15 protein-coding genes are annotated in these 17,857 nt (G+C 64.7%); 3 read left to right on the top strand and 12 right to left on the bottom strand.

The window, feature by feature from the left end:
• Positions 1–34 precede the first annotated feature (34 nt).
• Entirely contained in the window at positions 35–1,132 is a 1,098-nt protein-coding gene (locus AC1Q5P_RS11930) for a potassium channel family protein (RefSeq protein WP_492519048.1), read from the top strand.
• A 56-nt stretch (positions 1,133–1,188) separates the two neighbouring features.
• Here AC1Q5P_RS11930 and AC1Q5P_RS11925 read toward each other — a convergent pair whose 3' ends face one another.
• The 12 genes from AC1Q5P_RS11925 to ccoN form a co-directional block, all read right to left on the bottom strand.
• The gene (locus AC1Q5P_RS11925) at positions 1,189–3,972 is read right to left on the bottom strand and encodes a phosphoenolpyruvate carboxylase (RefSeq protein WP_193827998.1); all 2,784 of its coding nucleotides are present in this window, start codon (positions 3,970–3,972) and stop codon (positions 1,189–1,191) included.
• Between the two features lie 24 nt (positions 3,973–3,996).
• Positions 3,997–4,611 (bottom strand): bifunctional 4-hydroxy-2-oxoglutarate aldolase/2-dehydro-3-deoxy-phosphogluconate aldolase, encoded by a 615-nt coding sequence (gene eda, locus AC1Q5P_RS11920; RefSeq protein WP_039335137.1) that lies wholly within the window; start codon positions 4,609–4,611, stop codon positions 3,997–3,999.
• Positions 4,612–4,742: 131 nt separating this feature from the next.
• Positions 4,743–6,092 (bottom strand): oxygen-independent coproporphyrinogen III oxidase, encoded by a 1,350-nt coding sequence (gene hemN, locus AC1Q5P_RS11915; RefSeq protein WP_492519047.1) that lies wholly within the window; start codon positions 6,090–6,092, stop codon positions 4,743–4,745.
• Positions 6,082–6,342, bottom strand: a complete 261-nt coding sequence (locus AC1Q5P_RS11910; RefSeq protein WP_039335139.1) for a hypothetical protein — start codon at positions 6,340–6,342, stop codon at positions 6,082–6,084. The genes hemN and AC1Q5P_RS11910 overlap by 11 nt, the downstream gene beginning before the upstream one ends.
• The gene (gene ccoS, locus AC1Q5P_RS11905) at positions 6,339–6,488 is read right to left on the bottom strand and encodes a cbb3-type cytochrome oxidase assembly protein CcoS (protein WP_039335141.1); all 150 of its coding nucleotides are present in this window, start codon (positions 6,486–6,488) and stop codon (positions 6,339–6,341) included. Before ccoS ends, AC1Q5P_RS11910 begins: the two co-directional genes overlap by 4 nt.
• Entirely contained in the window at positions 6,485–8,608 is a 2,124-nt protein-coding gene (locus AC1Q5P_RS11900; protein WP_492519046.1) for a heavy metal translocating P-type ATPase, read from the bottom strand. The genes ccoS and AC1Q5P_RS11900 overlap by 4 nt, the downstream gene beginning before the upstream one ends.
• Positions 8,605–9,075, bottom strand: coding sequence for a FixH family protein (locus AC1Q5P_RS11895; RefSeq protein WP_492519045.1), 471 nt, complete (start codon positions 9,073–9,075; stop codon positions 8,605–8,607). The genes AC1Q5P_RS11900 and AC1Q5P_RS11895 overlap by 4 nt, the downstream gene beginning before the upstream one ends.
• Positions 9,072–10,592 carry a cytochrome c oxidase accessory protein CcoG gene (gene ccoG, locus AC1Q5P_RS11890; RefSeq protein WP_492519044.1) on the bottom strand — a complete coding sequence of 507 codons (1,521 nt, stop codon included), beginning with the start codon at positions 10,590–10,592 and terminating at the stop codon, positions 9,072–9,074. The genes AC1Q5P_RS11895 and ccoG overlap by 4 nt, the downstream gene beginning before the upstream one ends.
• Before the next feature lie 23 nt (positions 10,593–10,615).
• A complete protein-coding gene (gene ccoP, locus AC1Q5P_RS11885) occupies positions 10,616–11,551 on the bottom strand; it encodes a cytochrome-c oxidase, cbb3-type subunit III (protein ID WP_492519043.1) in 936 nt (311 codons plus the stop codon).
• A complete protein-coding gene (locus AC1Q5P_RS11880; protein WP_039335150.1) occupies positions 11,544–11,714 on the bottom strand; it encodes a cbb3-type cytochrome c oxidase subunit 3 in 171 nt (56 codons plus the stop codon). Before AC1Q5P_RS11880 ends, ccoP begins: the two co-directional genes overlap by 8 nt.
• Complete coding sequence (gene ccoO / locus AC1Q5P_RS11875) at positions 11,711–12,460, bottom strand: cytochrome-c oxidase, cbb3-type subunit II (protein ID WP_039335152.1); 750 nt, start codon at positions 12,458–12,460, stop codon at positions 11,711–11,713. Before ccoO ends, AC1Q5P_RS11880 begins: the two co-directional genes overlap by 4 nt.
• A 24-nt stretch (positions 12,461–12,484) precedes the next feature.
• Positions 12,485–14,131 carry a cytochrome-c oxidase, cbb3-type subunit I gene (ccoN, locus tag AC1Q5P_RS11870; protein WP_062343625.1) on the bottom strand — a complete coding sequence of 549 codons (1,647 nt, stop codon included), beginning with the start codon at positions 14,129–14,131 and terminating at the stop codon, positions 12,485–12,487.
• A 235-nt stretch (positions 14,132–14,366) separates the two neighbouring features.
• Here ccoN and AC1Q5P_RS11865 point away from each other — a divergent pair, with 235 nt between their 5' ends.
• Together AC1Q5P_RS11865 and AC1Q5P_RS11860 are read left to right on the top strand one after the other, a co-directional pair.
• The gene (locus AC1Q5P_RS11865) at positions 14,367–15,053 is read left to right on the top strand and encodes an OmpW/AlkL family protein (protein ID WP_062343624.1); all 687 of its coding nucleotides are present in this window, start codon (positions 14,367–14,369) and stop codon (positions 15,051–15,053) included.
• 311 nt (positions 15,054–15,364) lie between these two features.
• Complete coding sequence (locus AC1Q5P_RS11860) at positions 15,365–17,836, top strand: TonB-dependent receptor (RefSeq protein WP_492519042.1); 2,472 nt, start codon at positions 15,365–15,367, stop codon at positions 17,834–17,836.
• Positions 17,837–17,857: the final 21 nt, after the last annotated feature.

Raw genomic sequence — 17,857 nt, 5'->3', positions numbered from 1 at the left:
GCGCCACCCTATCAGAAGGCTGAGGGGGCTGTGAATGATACGCGATGATGACAGCTCTGCCTTGACGCAGGGGGCAAATTCGGTGCTGGGGTCGCCGCTGCGCCTGCTGACGGGGACGCTGATCTTTGTTCTCGCCGTCTATGTCGTGTCGACGTGCGGGTTTGTCTATGCGGGCTGGCCGTTCGGCGATGCCGCCTACATGGTGCTGCTGACCGTGTTCTCCGTCGGCTATGGCGAGATCCGCCCGGTCGACACCTTGTTCCTGCGCTGGTGGACGAGCGCGACGATCATGCTGGGGTGCACCGGAATGATCGTGCTGACCGGTGCGCTGGTTCAGGTGTTCACACTCTTCCAATTCCGCCGCCTGCTGGGTCTGGACAAGATGATGACCGAAATAGAAAAGCTGACCGGCCATGTGATCATCTGCGGTTACGGCCGCATCGGCGTGCAACTGGCCAAGGCGATGACCGAGGCTAAGAAGCCTTTCCTGATCCTTGAGCGAGACCATGCCAAGGCCGAGGATGCCAAGGCGCAGGGCTTTCTGTGCATGGTTGGCGAAGCAACGCACGAGGAGACGCTCAAGGCTGCGGGGATCGCGCGGGCGAAGGTGCTGGCATCGGTCCTGCCCGACGACGCGGCGAACGTTTTCATCACGCTATCGGCGCGCAATCTCAATCCCGCAATCGAGATCATCGCCCGCGGCGAGGCGCCGACGACCGAGAACAAGCTGTTCCACGCCGGCGCCGACAAGGTGGTGATGCCCACGCATATCGGCGCCGAGCGCATTGTCGAGATGATCCTCTACCCCGCTACCGGACAGCTGGACGACATCGGCGCGGTGCGGCGCAACCTGCACGATTTCGGGCTGGACATCGAGATGGTGGAGATGGGCGCGGACAGCGCCCTCACCGGCGAGACCGTCGGCGAGGCCGAGCGACGCGGCGACGGCGCATTCTTCGTGGTGCAGATCGATCGGACGAGCGGCCAGTCGATCCAGCACCCCGGCGAGGACGTGACGCTGGAACAGGGCGACAAGGTCATGCTCGTCGTTCGCGGCAGCAGGCTGTCAGCCGGGGCGGTGTTCAGTGCCGCGAAGGCACCGGTGCGGCATGGGCGTTCGTTTGTGGGGTAATTGAACGCCCACCCCTTTCCCGCAGGCGGAAGGGGTCGGGGGTGGGCTTTTTCCTGTTACCCGTGGGCGCCGAAGTAGTTGGCAATGGCTACGGCGACGCGGATGTTGAGGGCGTGGGCGCGGTCGATCGGGTCTATGAAGCGGGCGCGGATGGCGCCGTAGTCCTCGCCGCGATGGTCCGGATAGTCGGTCGGCTCGTCCACCGGGAAATCGGTGATCTCGGGCTCGATCACCGGATAGGCGCGGCGCAGCTGGGCCAGCGCATCGTCGACGCGCAGCGAGAGGACCATCTCCAGCACGTCCTCGCGGCTGACGTCGTTCGAACGGGCGAAGGGCGGGACCTGCACGGCGCGAATGAACATGTGCATCAACAGGGCGAGACGCACCGATTGAAGCAGGCCGATGTTGCGGCGGTCAGCGTCCTGCGCGGCATCGCGCCCGGCCTTCTGCCCCGGCACCAGCGAGAGCAGGCGGTGGAGCTTCATCCAATCGACCCGCAGGCGCGAGGTCAGGCGGCGGAATACTCCGGCCCTGTCATCCTTGGTTAGATATTCGGCAAGCGCGAGGCACGCGCCCTCAAGCGCCGTTTCGGTGCCACGATAGGGGCGGCTGGCCCAGTAGGCGGAGTTGAACAGTTCACCGTACGCAGCCACGGTCTTGATCGAGGCGAGACCGTTGGCAGCGCGCAGCAGGCGGACCAGCTGGTTGCCGCGTTCAGACCGTCCGAGCAGTTCGGCGACCGATTCCATCTCCTCGCCAGCCGCAGTCCCCGCCCCGGCGACAACGTTCACCGGGTAGCCGATCTGCTGAAGGATGGCGTTGTGCGGGATCGCCCGGATCTGGCGCAGGCTCATCGTGCGGTCGGCGCCGATATCGGACTGGCGGCGCGAGACGCGGCTGCCGGTGCCCTTGAGCAGGCCGAGGCCGAAGGCGGTCAGAGCGCGCGAGTACGTGGCGCTTTCGAGATGTTCGCGCTGAACGCGGCGGATCGAGCGATAGAAATCGAGGCTGAGATCGGTGCGATCGTAGAACGGGTCCTTGGCCGACAGGTCCTGATCGCGTGCCTCGTGCTCGGCAATGCGGGTGAGCGTGGCGAGGGCGAGTTCATCGTTGCGGAAGAACAGGTAGCCGTCACCACCCTGGAAGCTGGCTTCCGGCTCGATCGTCACGCCTGCGCGGGCGAAGCGACGGCGGGCCCAGCCGGAGAGCGGCCACGTGAGACGGTCGGCAAAGCCCGAGGGATGCGCGCCGCGGCCCATGGATTCGCCATGAGTGTTGAAGATCAGCGCGGCGACGTCTGTCAGGCCATTGGCCTTCATCGCTTCGGCAAGGCGGCCCTGCAGGCGTTCGATGGCGAGCGCGGCGGGGATCTGGCCCATGAAGCGGCCGGCGTCGGAAAAGCCGGTCTGGATCGAGACGCGGCCGCGCAGGCGGGCGTAGCTGCGGTAGGATTCTTCCGAAAGCAGCGCTTCGAGGAAACGACCGCCATGTTCCAGCGCGGCCTCTGTCTCGAACAGGGGCGAGACATCGACCTTGCCTTCGATGCCGAACAGCTTGGCGAAATAGAGCGCGGCAAGCACTGTCTGCGGCTGCTCGCATTCGGCGATCAGCATGCGGATCGGCGCGTCGGCGTCGATGTGCTGGAGCATCTTCGCCATGACCAGAAACTGGCGCATCGCGGTGCTGGTTTCGATCGCCAAAGCAGCGAAGTTGACGCGCAGCGGCTTCACGTCGGCCAGCAGCTCGCGCAGACGCGACAGCGCGCTCTTGCTGCCGAGGTCCAGCGTGCCTTCGGGGTCGATCCGGCGGCGCAAGGCGTTGAGCAGCTGCGACGAGTTCACGCGGAAGTGGATCCAGCCGATGCCGAGGCCATCGGCGCGCATGGCAGCAGCGAGCGTGGCAAGCGGGATGGCCTTGGCCTCGTCCGCATTCCGTGCCTCGGTTTCCAGCGCCTCGATCAGCGGAGCAAGGCTGAGAAGCTTGGCCTCGTGGTCCGCGCTCAGGCGGTTGGCGGCAGCGGCAAGCGCTTCGGGGCTGTCGAGCGGCGAGGAGAACAGCTCGGCCATTTCCGCCGAATGGGCGTGCGCCGCATCGAGCGTGGCGAGGAGCGGGTGTGCCTCGTCGATGCCGCGCAGGGAGGCGGCGTAGCTGCCAAGGCGCAGCGCCTTTTCGCGCAGGCGGAAGGCGATGGAAGTGGTCCAGCCAATGTCGGTGCGGCCGTCCATGTCGTAGCCGACCCACGTGGCGAAGCGGAACGGCAAAGGCTTGAAATCCAGCCAGCGCCCGGGCCAGCGCTGGCGGGCGTGGCCGAGAAGCGTGGCGTTGATCGCGTCACGTGCCTTGGCGGCACGCTCGATCGCGTTGCACACCTCGACATGCTCGAATTCGAGCGTGATCTTCGGCCCCTCGTGCGGGACGGTGCAGACGGTCGAGGCCTGCGGATCGTCGGACAGGGCGGCCGTCGCCACCGCATCGGACTGTGCCGGGCTGAGCAGGAAAGTCGGGTGCGCTGTGAACACCGCGTGGAGCAGCGGCTTTTCCCAACGCTGGCGGAATTCCGAAAAGCCCGCCTCTTCCGGGTTCAGCGCCTCGATAGTGGCAAGGTTCTCGGTAGCCGCTGTGGGCGCGACGAGACGCTTGAGCCGGGCCGCGCGGCTCTTCAGCGCCTCGCATTCCAGTTCCGCGACAAGGGCATCGATGTCTGACAGCGAAAGGTCGCCACCCTCCAGCGACCGCGAAAGATCGTGGCTGAGCTGGAAGACCGGGTTGAACAGCGGCGTTTCCGCCGTCCGCTCATGGAGTTTCTGCAACCTGGCCTTGAGCTTGGCGACCGTCTTCATGGCCCTTGTATTCCCTTGAATTCGTTACTTCCCCAAAGCCGAGGCTTCGCGCGCTGCGGCTTCGATCGCTGCTTCATCGGGCGTGCCCTTGCCGACCACCCAGCTGCCACCGACACACAGGACCGGGTCGAAACCCAGCCAATCAGGCGCGGTGGCGGCGGTAATGCCGCCGGTGGGGCAGAACTTGCACTGATAGAACGGCGCAGCGAGCGCCTTGAGCGCGGGAAGTCCACCCGACGTGGAAGCCGGGAAGAACTTGAAGTGGTTCAGGCCGAGGTCGAGACCGCGCATGATGTCGCCCGCAGAGGAAATGCCGGGCAGGAAGGGGATGCCCGATGCCACGGCGGCCTTGCCAAGATTCTCGGTCAGGCCGGGGGAGACGATGAATTCCGCGCCTGCGTCGATCGCGGCCTTCAACTCATCGGGGTTGGTGACAGTGCCCGCCCCGACGATGGCGCCTTCAACCGCCTTCATCGCATGGATGACGTCGAGAGCGGCGGGCGTGCGCAAGGTAACCTCGAGCACGCGCAGGCCGCCCTTCACGAGCGCGCGGGCGACAGGAAGCGCGTGGTCGACGTCCTCGATCACCAGAACCGGGATGACCGGCGCGGTGCGCATGATGGATTCGATCGGCTTCATGGCGTCTCCCCTGGCGCAGAACGGTTGCGCGCTTCGTTTGGTGAAGCGGACTTAACGCGACTCAGCCGGATTGTGCACCTGCTAAGGGCAGGCGCATAGCTATTCTTGGGGAACGCAGAACAACTGGAACTTCACACTGCCGAGCTGAATTGCCGCTCACCGGTGCGATAGGCGTCGAACACCGAGGCGATCGAACGGGCGTAGGGCTCGTTGCCCGACAACAGGCTCAGCACGTTGCCTTCGAGACGGGCGAGGCCGCGTGCGATAAATGGCTCCAGCCGGCTGCGGTTCATGGCCAGAAGATCGGAGTCGATCTGCGCCCTGCCCCGGCAGAGGATGTCGTTGATGATCGCGCCGCGGCGGTGATCCTCGGCCGTGCGGACCACGCCCTTCCGTCCCGGCAACTGATCGGCGCCGACCAGCATGCGATAGCGGCCGGCGTTCTTCTCGGTCTGCACGTAAAGCTCGGGGAATTCGCTGATCGATGATGCGCCAAGGCCGATGAGCACTTCGGACTGGTCTTCGGTGAAGCCCTGGAAATTGCGGCGCAGGGTGCCCGCGCGCGAGGCGATGGCAAGGTCATCGTCCGGCAGGGCGAAGTGATCGAAGCCGACGGCCTGGTACCCGGCACTGATCAGGCGCTGATAGCCTTCGGCGGCCATGCGGAAGCGCGCGCGCTGGTCTGGCAGTTCGCTGGCATCGATCCGCTGCTGGCGCGGGATCATGTGGGGCACATGGGCATAGCCAAACAAGGCGAAGCGATCGGCACCCATGGCGATCGACTGGTCCAGCGTCTGGCTGAGGATATCGTCGTTCTGGAACGGCAGGCCGTACATGAGGTCAAAATTGATGGAATCGACGCCGGCCTTGCGCAAGCCTGCAACCGCGCGATCGATATCGTCACGCGGCTGAACGCGGCCAATCGCCTGCTGGACGCGGGCATCGAGCGTCTGCACGCCGAGGCTGGCCTTGATCACGCCGATGCCGCGGATCGCCATGAACCAGCCGGGCTCGAGCGTGCGCGGATCGAGCTCGATCGACAGCACCGGATTGGCGAGGCGGAAGCTGAGGGTCAACTTGTCGACGAGGCGGACGAAATCGGTCGGCTTGATGGCGTTGGGGCTGCCGCCGCCGAAGGCGATGCGCGAAACCTTGACCGACGAGTGCAGCAAGCGCGAGACCAAGTCGATCTCGTGATGCAGCGCTTCCATGTAGGCGGCGAGGCGCTGGGTCTTGTTGGCTGCGCCAGTGTTGCAGCCACAGTACCAGCATATCTCACGGCAATAAGGGATGTGGAGATAGAGCGAGACCGTGCCGCGCAGGGCCTTCAACGCTTCACGCTGCCGGTCCTCGAAGCTCTCCTCGACGAACTCGGCAGCGGTGGGATAGCTGGTGTAGCGCGGAACCGGGCGTTCGAGCAGCTCTGGCCAGTAGGTCCATTGGCCGAAGACTTCAGGCCCCGTCATCATGTCAGCAGCCATCGCCTTCACCTTCTCCGTCGTCTCCATTTCCGCAACAGCTATCGGTGCCCGTGCGCTTGCGCATTGAGATATGACAAACCTTGCAGCAGGGCAGATTTTTGCTGCCATCATCCTTGGCAGGGATGCGGATCGGTATCGGTGCGCCGGTTCCGCCGCACGACGCAACCATCATGACGCTGGCGTGGCCGGGCGACGGCATGGCCATCTGCAGCACGGCCAATGGCGCGAACAGGCGCATGAGGCGGTTCATGGCTGATCCTCTTCCTCGATCAGGATGCGCGCGGCGGCGCCATCGAGATCGCTGAATTGCCCGCGCTTCAAGGCCCAGAAGAACCCGGCCAGTCCGAACAGCCCCATGCCGAGTGCGATGGGGAGCATGAAGGCGATGCCGTTCATTTCGTCTCTCCGGCAAGGCGCAGCGAATTGGCGACGACGATCAGCGAGCTGGTCGACATGGCGACGGCGGCGATCAGCGGGGTGACGTGGCCGAGGATAGCCAGCGGCACAGCCAGCACATTGTAGCCGATGGCGAGCGCGAAGTTCTGCCGGACCACGCGCATGGTCGCCCGCGAGACGCGGATCGCGCGAGGGACGGCGAGGAGCGAGTCTCCGGTGAACACCATGTCCGCCGCCTGCCGCCCGACATCGCTGGCCGAACCGGGCGCGATGGAGGCGTTTGCTGCCGCGAGCGCCGGGCCGTCGTTCAGGCCGTCGCCGGCCATCATCACCTTCCAGCCGACGCGTTGCAGGCGCTGGAGAGCCTCCTGCTTGTCGGCAGGAGAAGCTGCGGCTTGCGCCGTCAGACCGGTGGCGCGGGCTACCGCCGCCACTGCCGGGACCGAGTCTCCGGAAAGGATCGAAGGATCGACATTCAGAGCCTTCAACTGCGCCAGAGCCTCATCTGCATCGGGGCGAAGACGGTCAGCAAAGGGAATGACGCGGACGGCATCGCCTTCGATGCGGAACGCCGTGGCCATGCCCTGCGACGAGGCAGGACGGCCCAGCGCGACCGCCAGACCGTTCCAGCGGGCGGTGATGCCCTGCCCTGCTTCCTCGCGCACATCTTCGACAACTGCGGCCCGCACGCCGCGGGCACCAAGGGCTTGCACCAGGCCGAGCGACAGCGGGTGGCGGCTATGGCTGGCAAGGGCCATGACGACCGAGCCTTGCGCTTCCGTCAATGCGCCGAGCGCGACTTCGTCCGGCACGGGGCGTCCGAGCGTGAGCGTACCGGTCTTGTCGAGCAGGATACGGTTGACCTCGGCCATGCGTTCGAGCGCGGAGCCGTCCTTGACCAGAATGCCGCGCTTCAGCAGCGCGCCTGCCGCTACGACTTGCGCTACCGGGACGGCAAGGCCGAGCGCGCAAGGGCAGGTGATGATCAGCACCGCAATGGCGATGACCAGCGACTGGTAGACGCCAGCGCCCGCGATCATCCATCCGGCAAAGGTGAGCGCCGCCAGCGTGTGGACAGCAGGGGCATAGAGGCGCGAGGCGCGATCGGCGATGCGCACGAACTTCGAGCGCGATTGCCCGGCCGCCTCCATCAGGCGGGCGATTTCGGACAGGGCGGTATCTTGCCCGATGGCGGTAACGCGCACGTCGACCGGTGCATCGACGTTCAGTGTCCCGGCGTGAACGACCGTGCCGGGCGCGGCTTCGACGGGCGCACTTTCGCCGGTCAGCAGCGACTGGTCGAAGCGCGTGGTGCCGCGCAGGACTTCCCCATCGGCGGCAAGACGCTCGCCCGCCGCGACGCGCATGAGCATGCCGGGCTGCAGGGCTTTCGTGTCGAGCCAGCGGGTTGCGCCATCCGCCTCAACGACCATCGTGCCACTGGCGACCTGGCGCAACAGGGCATCGACGCCCGAACGCGCGCGATCGCGCATCATCGCATCGAGCACGCGCCCTGCCAGCAGGAACATCAGCAGCATGAGCACGCCGTCGAACCAGGCCTCTGCCCCGCCGGTCAGGGTTTCGTAGAACGACAATCCGGTGGCGATGGTCACGCCGATGGAGATCGGCACGTCCATGTTGGTCCTGCCATGGCGCAGCACCTTCCAGGCCGAAGCGAAGAACGGGCGGCCGGCATAGACGATGGCGGGCACCCCGATCATCGCCGAGACCCAGTGGAACAGCGATCGCGTCGTCCCGTCGGCGCCCGACCAGACGCTGACCGACATGAGCATGACGTTCATGCAGGCAAAGGCGGCGACGCCGAGTGGGGCGAGAAGTGGCCTGACGGCCGAAACGGGTTCGGCCTCGATCTCGCGCGGCTGCGCATCGAAACCGGTAGCTGCGAGCGTCGCCACGAGCGTTGGCGGCTCGACCTCCGGGGCGTGGATGACTTCCACCGTCCGTGCGGTCAGGTTGGTTCTTGCGCTGGCCACCCCGTCGAGCGCGGCGAGCGCGCGCTCGACCTTGCCCATGCAGCCGGCGCAGTGCATGCCCGGCACGGCGAGGACAGTGTGGACTGCATCGTCAGGGACAGCGCGAAGGCGGGCGGCGACGGTCACAGCACTTCACCCACGGTGCGCCACACCTTGCCTTCGGCCTGGACCATGACCCGCAAGCGCCAGCGACCGGCTTCGAGCGGGGCGGCGTAAGTGCCCGGTGCAAGTTCGTGCAAGGTCAGGTCGGTCTCCGGACGCTGGCCGAGCGGATGTTCGGCAACGGCAGAGACCTTGGCGGCAGCGATGGCGCTGCCCTTGCTGTCGCGCAATGTGATCGCCGCCCTGCCCTGCTCGTCGCGGGCGATGTCGGCTTTCCAGCCGAGCGCCTGCTCAGCGCTGGCTTCCTTGAGCCAGCCGTTGAACTGCTGGCTGGCAACGTAGGAATTCTCGACCACCACCCCGCCGAAAGTTTCCGTGGCAAGCCGCGCCATGAGGACGTTGACCGCGATGACCACGCCGAAGAAGCTGACGAGGATCAGGGTGATGTGCTTGCCGGTGAACGGGCGAGCGGTACGGCTGTTCTGGGTCATTCGCCGTGTCCTTCAGGGAGGGTGAAGCTGGTTTCGCTGCGGTCCATGCCGCCTTCGTCATCGGGGGCCGTGAGGACGAAGGCGAATTCGCCGTGGCCCCTGTCATGATGGCCCTCACCGTGGCCGTCGCGGCGGTGTTCGCCATGTTCACCACGGCGCCGGGCAACGACGTAGATGCGCAGGCGCTGCGTGGTGTCGGCGGGGACGCGGAAGGTGAGATCGCGCTTGGCAGCGGCTGCGTCCATCTCGTCGGTGAACATGGCAGCGCCTTCAAGGCCTTCCAACGCGACGCGGAAGGTGCGCGGGCGCTCTTCCATGTTGCGCAGCTTGATCGTGTAGGCGTTGCGGATTGTCCCGTCAGACAGCGTCACGAACTCGGGATTGCGGTCCTTGGCCACCGAAATGTCGAGACGGGCGCGCTGGCCAAGGGCGAAGAGCATTGCCGCGCCGATCGCCGACCACACACCGAGATAGATCAGCGTGCGCGGACGGAAGATGGTCTTGAGGACCGGGGTGGGCTCCTCGCCCTTTTTCTCCTTTTCGGCATCGACCAGCGTGCAGTAGTCGATCAGTCCGCGCGGGCGGCCGACGTCGGCCATGGCCTTGTCGCAGGCGTCGATGCACAGCGCGCAAGTGATGCAGCCGATCTGCGGCCCCTCGCGGATGTCTATGCCGGTCGGGCATACGGCGACGCACTGCATGCAGTCGATGCAGTCACCCAGCGGAGTGGCAGCCTTGACCGCGCTCTTGACCGAGCCGCGCGGCTCGCCGCGCCAGTCCTTGTAGGTGACGATCAGGCTCTTCTCGTCGAGCATCGCGGTCTGGATGCGCGGCCAGGGGCACATGTATACGCAGACCTGTTCGCGCATGAAGCCGCCGAAGATGAAGGTCGTCATCGTCAGGACGAATGTGGTGGCATAGGCGACAGGAGCGGCAGTGCCGGTCCAGAATTCGTATTGCAGCGTCGGTGCGTCGGCGAAGTAGAAGATCCAGGCCCCGCCCGTGGCGAAGCTGATGGCGAGGTAGATGGTCCACTTCAGCGCGCGCTTGCCGATCTTTCCGGCTGTCCACGGCGCCTTCTGCAGGCGCAGCTGGGCGTTGCGGTCGCCATCGATGAAGCGATCGACGTGCTGGAACAGGTCCGTCCACACCGTCTGCGGGCAGGCATAGCCGCACCAGGCGCGACCCACCGCCGAGGTGACGAGGAACAGGCCGATCCCGGCCATGATCAGCAGGCCTGCCACGAAGTAGAATTCATGCGGCCAGATTTCGATATCGAACATGAAGAACCGGCGGTGCGCCAGATCGATCAGCACCGCCTGGTCGGGGGCATAGGGGCCGCGGTCCCACCGAATCCACGGCGTGCCCCAGTAAATGCCCAGGCACACGATCATGACCAGCCACTTGAAGCGGCGGAACGGTCCGTTGATAGCCTTCGGGAAAACGCCTTTCCGCTTTTCGTAGAGGCCGATTTCGTTCGAGTGGTCCGCGCGAAGTTTGGGATCGTGCGCAGTCATGACCGTGTTGTCCTGTGTTCGGGTTATTTGGCAGCGGCAGGGGCTGCGGCAGGAGCGGGAGCTTCCTCGCCGCCGCCCAGCGAATGGACGTAAGTGGCCAGCATCTTCACCGTCACCGGATCGAGACGCGTGCCCCACGATGGCATCACGCCGTACCGGGCGTTGGTCACCGTCTGGGTCAGCGCCTTGCGGTCACCACCGTAGAGCCAGATCGCATCGCTGAGCTTGGGCGCGCCAAAAGCCCGATCGCCTTCACCGCTGGCGCCATGACAAGCGACGCAGTTTGCGGCGTAGATCTCGGCGCCGCGCTGCGAGGAACCGCTCGGCTTCTCCTGCGCGCTGATCACGCGGACATGGCTGACCACGTCCTGCACTTGGGCCGGCGTCAGGATGCCATCGCGCCCGAAGGCCGGCATCTGACTCATGCGGGTGACGTCGTCGCCGGGCTGGCGCACGCCGTGGACGAGCGTCTGGTGGACCGTGGCGACATCGCCGCCCCACAGCCAGTCGTCGTCATTGAGGTTGGGATAGCCCGCACTGCCAGCGGCGCCATTGCCGTGACACTGGATGCAGTTGACCTTGAACGCGGCGCGTCCACCGTCGATCGCGGCGCGGCGCAGGCGCGGATCAGCGGCGATCTGTTCGATCGAGGCCTTGTCGAGTTCGGCCAAGAGCCCCGCCTTGCGCGCGGCTTCTGCCTTCATCTCCTGGTCGAGCTGGCCGCGGCTGGTCCAGCCGAAGGTTCCCGCCGTCGCCTTGTCGATCATCGGCCAGGCCGGGTAGACCACGCAGTAGGCGATGGAGAAGACGATCGTGGCGTAGAAGGACCACAGCCACCAGCGCGGCAGGGGATTGTTCAGTTCCTCGATGCCGTCCCATTCGTGGCCGACGGTTTCGACGCCGGTTGCGTCGTCGATGCGCCCTCCGGCGGAGGCCGGAATCTTGTTAGACTCAGACATCGGTTTCGTCCTTGAAGATCGAGTTCGCAGCCTCGCGGTTCAGCGGCTTGGCGCCGGGGCGGAACGGCCATGCGCTCAACCCCACGAAAATGGCCGTCATCACCAGCAGGCCCCAGCTGTCAGCGAGATGCCGCAGCATGTCGTAAGTGGAGTGGGTGCTCATCGGCCCTTCTCCTTGGCGAGCTTCTCCTGCGCGGCAGGGGCGTTCACGTCGACAAGCGTGCCCAGCATCTGGAGATAGGCGACAAGCGCATCCATCTCGGTCAGACGCGTCGGATCGCCGTCAAAGTCGCGCGCCTGCGCCTTGGGGTAGCGCTTGAGCAGATCGGTCGCGTCTGCGTTCGGATCGGCCTGGGCCTTGAGGTCCTCGTTGGCCTTCTCGATGTCGGTCTTCGAATAGGGCACGCCGACCTGGTAGAGCGTGCGCAACTCTGCCGTCATGTCGCCCGGGTTCAGGTCATGCTCGGCAAGGTGCGCGTACGTCGGCATGATCGATTCCGGCACCACGGCGCGCGGATCCTTGAGGTGCTGCACGTGCCATTCATCGGAATAGCGATTGCCGACGCGGGCAAGGTCAGGCCCGGTACGCTTCGAGCCCCACTGGAACGGATGGTCGTACATCGATTCCGCTGCAAGGCTGTAGTGGCCGTAGCGTTCGACCTCGTCACGGAACGGACGGATCATCTGGCTGTGGCAGACATAGCAGCCTTCGCGGACATAGATGTCGCGTCCGGCCTGCTCGAGCGGGGTGTAGGGGCGCATGCCGTCCACCTTCTCGATCGTGTTGTCGATCCAGAACAGCGGGGCGATCTCGACGATGCCGCCCACGGTCACTGCCGCGAAGGCCGCGAGCCCGAGGAGCGTCACGTTGCGCTCCAGTTTCTTGTGCTTTTCCACGATTGTCGTCATGGGATTTTCTCCGGATGCGTCTGATCAGGCTGCGGCAGGCGCGGCGAGGATCGGACGGTCCTTTTCGGGATCGTAGGGGGCGTCGCTCATCGGTGCTTCGTCACGCAGCGCCCCAAGGATCGTGCGCCAGACGTTGACGGTCATGACCACGGCTCCTGCGAGATAAAGCAGGCCACCGAAGGCGCGCAGGAAGAACATCGGCTTCAGCGCAAGGACGGTTTCGGCAAAGCTGTTCACCAGGTAGCCGTCGGCACCATATTCGCGCCACATCAGGCCCTGGGTGATGCCTGCCACCCACATCGAGGCGGCGTAGAAGACGATGCCCACGGTCGCGAGCCAGAAGTGCCAGTTGACCATGCGCAGCGAGTAGAGCCGTTCACGGTTCCACAGGCGCGGCACGAGGTAATAGACCGCCGCGAAGGTGATCATGCCGTTCCAGCCCAGCGCGCCGGAGTGGACGTGGCCGATGGTCCAGTCGGTATAGTGCGACAGGCTGTTCACCGACTTGATCGACATCATCGGGCCTTCGAAGGTGCTCATGCCATAGAAGGCGAGCGCCATGACCATCATGCGGATGATCGGATCGGTCCGGACCTTGTCCCAGGCGCCGTTGAGCGTCATCAGGCCGTTGATCATGCCGCCCCAGCTCGGCATCCACAGCATGACCGAGAAGACCATGCCCAGCGTCTGCGCCCAGTCGGGCAGCGCGGTGTAGTGAAGGTGGTGCGGACCCGCCCAGATGTAGAGGAAGATCAGCGCCCAGAAGTGGATGATCGACAGGCGGTAGGAATAGACCGGGCGTTCGGCCTGCTTCGGAACAAAGTAGTACATCATCGCCAAGAAGCCGGCGGTGAGGAAGAAGCCGACCGCGTTGTGGCCGTACCACCACTGCACCAGCGCGCCCTGCACACCGGCAAAGATCGGGTAGCTGCGGCTGCCGACGAAGCTGACCGGCCAGTTCAGGTTGTTGACGATGTGCAGCATCGCCACGGTCACGATGAACGACAGGTAGAACCAGTTGGCGACATAGATATGCGGTTCGGTGCGCTTGACGATCGTTCCGACGAAGACCGCGAGGTAGGCCACCCAGACGATGGTCAGCCACAGGTCGACGTACCATTCGGGCTCGGCATATTCCTTGCCCTGCGTGATGCCGAGCAGATAGCCGGTTGCCGCCAGCACGATGAACAGCTGGTATCCCCAGAACACGAAACGGGCGAGGCCGGGGAAGGCCAGCCTCGCCCGGCAAGTACGCTGCACGACGTAGAACGACGTGGCGATCAGCGCGTTGCCTCCGAAAGCGAAGATGACCGCAGAGGTGTGCAGCGGGCGCAGGCGGCCGAACGCGGTCCATTCAAGACCGAGGTTCAGGACCGGCAGCGCCAGCTGCAGTGCGATGTAGAGCCCTGCCAGGAACCCTGCCATGCCCCAGAAGACGGTCGCGATCACGCCCCAGCGGATCACGTCGTCGTCGTAGCGGCCCTGATCAGGTGCGAGGATGGCCTTCGACAGATCCACCCCGCGCAGCGTGACGATCAGCCCGATGATGCAGGCCAGTGCCACGATGCCCATGTGGATCGCGAAACCCGTGTCGACGGCTGCAGCGCAGGCGGCGACGGCGATAAAGAGCGCAACGAGCCAGAGGCCCGAGCGCGATAGTGCCGATTCCATGGAGCCTTCCCTTCCATGAGTGATGTGCATGCCGCGCTGCACCCAAGGGCGGGGAGGAACATTGACCAGAGTCAAATCGCGCAAAATCAGCCTTATACTTTGGTCGTAGATCGCGTTTTCGCATTTTTGCGCTTCGTCAATGTCTCGTGATTCGGTGCTGTGCATCAAGCTGTCCAAGCCACGGACGATCTGGGGCCAGCGAGGGGCTGGCCATCCGTGGTGCAGGACAAGACCGATGAAGAAGCTGATTACCGCCGCCCTGCCCCTGGCCTTCGCAGCCGCCGCTCTTGCACCGGCACCGGCCCTTGCCGGCTCGGCCGAAGGCAAGCTGCAGGTCAAGGTGCTCGGCACTGGCGTGCTTCCGGACGGCAAGATCGTGGAAGTGAAGAAAGACCCCCTGGGCCTGACCACCGGCGCGCAGACCAAGGCCAACGACAACTATGTGCCGACGCTGGCGGTCGAATATTTCCTGACGCCCAACGTCTCGGCCGAGACGATCTGCTGCTTCACCCAGCACCATGTCAGCGGCGTTGGCGCCCTGGCGCCAGCTACCAACATCGTCGACCACGTGCTGGTCCTCCCTGCCACGCTGACACTGAAGTATCACCTGCCGATGGGCGGCGGGATCAAGCCCTATGTGGGCGCCGGTCCGTCGATGTTCCTGATCTTCGGTGAAAAGCCTGGTTCGAGCATCACTGGCCTGGGCGTGACCAAGGTCAAGATGTCCAACGAAGTGGGCTTTGCCCTTCAGGCTGGGGTGGACATTCCGGTCAACGACAAGGGTCTCGGTGTCAGCATCGATGCCAAGAAGTATTTCCAGGACACGACCGCCCACTTCTATGCCGGAAATGCCGAAGTCCTGACCACCAAGCACTCGCTTGACCCGTGGGTCGTGAGCGCGGGACTCGCATACCGCTTCTGACGAAATCCCCTTCCCGTCCGGCGCCCCCACGCGCGCCGGATCAGGGGACGGCGGGCAGGAAATCACGAGGTTCTGGGATCGCCTCGCTGGTTTTCTGCCCGCCACTTTTTTGTTTGTTCAACTTACAAATCCCAACAATTCCGGGCATTTCAGGCCTGTTGCGCCGCAGCCACAGGTGTGGCTGAATAGGCGGAACTTCCCCAAAGCCTGATTGCGCCGAACCGTTGCTCTAGCGCATGGGAACTCCAGCACTTGTCAACGAACAAGTTGCCATCGCAACTACAATTGCGCCATTTCGGGAGGATACAACAATGGCTAACCCAGCCCGCATTCGCAGGATTCTGCTCTCGTCCGTCGCCTCGCTGGTGATCGCGACGCCCGCCCTCGCCCAGTCCGCCGATGAAGCAAAGGCTGAAGACGGCAGCACCGGCAACGAAATCGTCGTCACCGCAACCAAGCGCGCCCAGACGATCCAGGAAGTGCCGTTCTCGGTGAACGCGCAGACCGCAGCCGACATCGAGAAGACCGGCGCCAGCTCGATCGAAGACATCTCGCGCTCGGTCGCCGGCCTCACTGTCCAGAACCTCGGGCCCGGCCAGAGCCAGGTTTCCGTGCGCGGCGTATCGGCAGGCCAGATCGTCCGCGACCAGCCGGGCGTGAAGGAACAGGTCGGCATCTATCTCGACGAATCCGTCACCTCGCTGTCGCTGTTCACCCCCGATTTCGACCTGTTCGACCTCAACCGCGTGGAAACGCTGCGCGGGCCGCAGGGCACGCTGTTCGGTTCGGGTTCGGTGGGCGGCACTGTCCGCTACATCACCAACCAGCCCAAGCTGGGCCAGACCGAAGGCCAGGTCGCCGCTGACGTCAACGTTCTCGACGGCGGCGATGTCGGCTATTCGGCCAAGGGCGCCGTCAACGTGCCGCTGGGCGAGAACGCCGCGCTGCGCGTGGTCGGGTATGGCGAGCACTTTGCCGGCTTTATCGACGCAGTCGGCCCGGCGGCCGGCAAGAACATCAACGACGGCGAACGCTACGGCGTTCGCGCAGCAGTGCTGTTCGAACCTGTTGCTGGCGTGAAGATCACGCCGCGCATCGTCTACCAGGACATCAAGACCAACGGCTTCAACCGCGCGGACGTGTACCACTTCTACCAGAGCCCGCTGGCTGGCGCTCCCGCGCTGCCGGAAAACACGCAGTATCTGAAGCTGCGCGAAGGCTTCCGCGACAAGACCACCTTGGCTGACCTCACGATCTCGGCTCCAGTTTCGGATTCGATCGAGGTCACCAGCGTCACGACCTATATCAACCGCGATATTCTGGTTAGCCGCGATGCTTCGGCCCTGACCGGCTCGGTCTCGGTCTCGTTCGCCGGTTTGGAACCGCTTGTGGCGCCGGGCGCAAACCTGCCTTCGAACCTGCGCGATGGCACCAAGCTGAAGACCTGGACCCAGGAAGTGCGCCTGGCCTCGTCAGGCAAGGGCCCACTCCAGTGGGTACTTGGCGGGTTCTACAGCAAGATCGACCGTAAATACGCCCAGCGCCTGCCCACCCCGGGTTACGACGCCTTCGGCAACCTGTTCCTTGCCGCCCTGTGCCAAGCCGAAAACACGTGCCGCGTTCCCAACGCCAATCCGGCGTTGCGGACCCCGTTCGTGTCGACCGACGCTGCGATCGCCAACGGGTTCCCCGCGAACTCGCCTTACAATGCCGATATCCCATACGACATCGAGCAGTTCGCGATCTTCGGTGAAGCCAGCTACAAGATCGGCGACTTCAAGATGACCGCAGGCGGTCGCTACTACGACTTCAAGGAATCGCGCGATTTCATCTCGGGCGGCGTCTTCGCCAACGGTGACCGCCGGATTGCCGACAAGACCAAGAGCGACGGGTTCAATCCCCGCTTCATCGTCAGCTATCAGCCGAGCCGGGATCTTTCGATCAACCTGCAGGCTTCGAAAGGCTTCCGCCTTGGTGGCGTGAACGACCCGCTGAACCTGCCGCTCTGCTCGGCCAACGACAAGGTCATCTTCGGTAACAGCCAGACCTACAAGGACGAGACCCTTTGGAACTACGAGGCCGGTGTGAAGCTCGCCAGCGGCCCCGTCACCTTCAATGCGGCGGCGTTCTACAACGATATCCGCAACCTGCAGGTCACGGCCGACGCCGGAAGCTGCTCGTCGCGCGTGGTGTTCAACGTGCCAAAGGCGCACACCACCGGTGTCGAAATGGAACTCGCTGCCGACCTCGGCATGGGCTTCTCGCTCGCTGTCAACGGCTCGGTGATCGAATCGCAGTTCGACAGCAGCGTCAAGGACGGCACTGGCGCGATCATCGCGGGCATCCGTGACGGCAACCGCCTGCCGACCGTGCCGAAGTTCCAGATGTCGGCAACAGCCGGTTACACCACTGAAGTGTCTAGCGGCATGGAGTTGTCGGCCAATGCCAGCTTCCAGCATGTCGGCAACCGCTTCACCCAGCCCTCGGATCAAGAGGCCGGCGCAGGCGTGTTCGGCAACTCGCTGTTCTTCAATCCGGCAACCGGCGCCTACGGCAGCGGCGCCTACAACTTCGGGTCGTACCAGCTGCCAAGCTACAACCTCGTCAACATCTCGGCGGGTCTGAACTGGGAGAACGGCCTGTCGGTTCTGGTCTATGCCAACAACCTGTTCAACGAAACGCCGCTGCTCTCGCTCGACCGCGAACGCGGTGGCCGCGCACGCCTCGGCTACAACGTCGGCACGCCGCGCAAGATCGGCATGACCGTGCGCAAGTCGTTCTGATCCTTCGGGGATCGGACAAGA

It is taken from the genome of Novosphingobium sp. GW835-FHT14H07 (genome assembly GCF_058793515.1).
This window is presented reverse-complemented; position numbering and strand designations above follow the sequence as displayed.

Coding starts and splice junctions, on each gene's coding strand:
- AC1Q5P_RS11930 (WP_492519048.1), top strand. CDS start 35: ATGATACGCGATGATGACAGCTCTGCCTTGACGCAGGGGGCAAATTCG.
- AC1Q5P_RS11925 (WP_193827998.1), bottom strand. CDS start 3,972: ATGAAGACGGTCGCCAAGCTCAAGGCCAGGTTGCAGAAACTCCATGAG.
- eda (WP_039335137.1), bottom strand. CDS start 4,611: ATGAAGCCGATCGAATCCATCATGCGCACCGCGCCGGTCATCCCGGTT.
- hemN (WP_492519047.1), bottom strand. CDS start 6,092: ATGGCTGCTGACATGATGACGGGGCCTGAAGTCTTCGGCCAATGGACC.
- AC1Q5P_RS11910 (WP_039335139.1), bottom strand. CDS start 6,342: ATGAACCGCCTCATGCGCCTGTTCGCGCCATTGGCCGTGCTGCAGATG.
- ccoS (WP_039335141.1), bottom strand. CDS start 6,488: ATGAACGGCATCGCCTTCATGCTCCCCATCGCACTCGGCATGGGGCTG.
- AC1Q5P_RS11895 (WP_492519045.1), bottom strand. CDS start 9,075: ATGACCCAGAACAGCCGTACCGCTCGCCCGTTCACCGGCAAGCACATC.
- ccoG (WP_492519044.1), bottom strand. CDS start 10,592: ATGACTGCGCACGATCCCAAACTTCGCGCGGACCACTCGAACGAAATC.
- ccoP (WP_492519043.1), bottom strand. CDS start 11,551: ATGTCTGAGTCTAACAAGATTCCGGCCTCCGCCGGAGGGCGCATCGAC.
- AC1Q5P_RS11880 (WP_039335150.1), bottom strand. CDS start 11,714: ATGAGCACCCACTCCACTTACGACATGCTGCGGCATCTCGCTGACAGC.
- ccoO (WP_039335152.1), bottom strand. CDS start 12,460: ATGACGACAATCGTGGAAAAGCACAAGAAACTGGAGCGCAACGTGACG.
- ccoN (WP_062343625.1), bottom strand. CDS start 14,131: ATGGAATCGGCACTATCGCGCTCGGGCCTCTGGCTCGTTGCGCTCTTT.
- AC1Q5P_RS11865 (WP_062343624.1), top strand. CDS start 14,367: ATGAAGAAGCTGATTACCGCCGCCCTGCCCCTGGCCTTCGCAGCCGCC.
- AC1Q5P_RS11860 (WP_492519042.1), top strand. CDS start 15,365: ATGGCTAACCCAGCCCGCATTCGCAGGATTCTGCTCTCGTCCGTCGCC.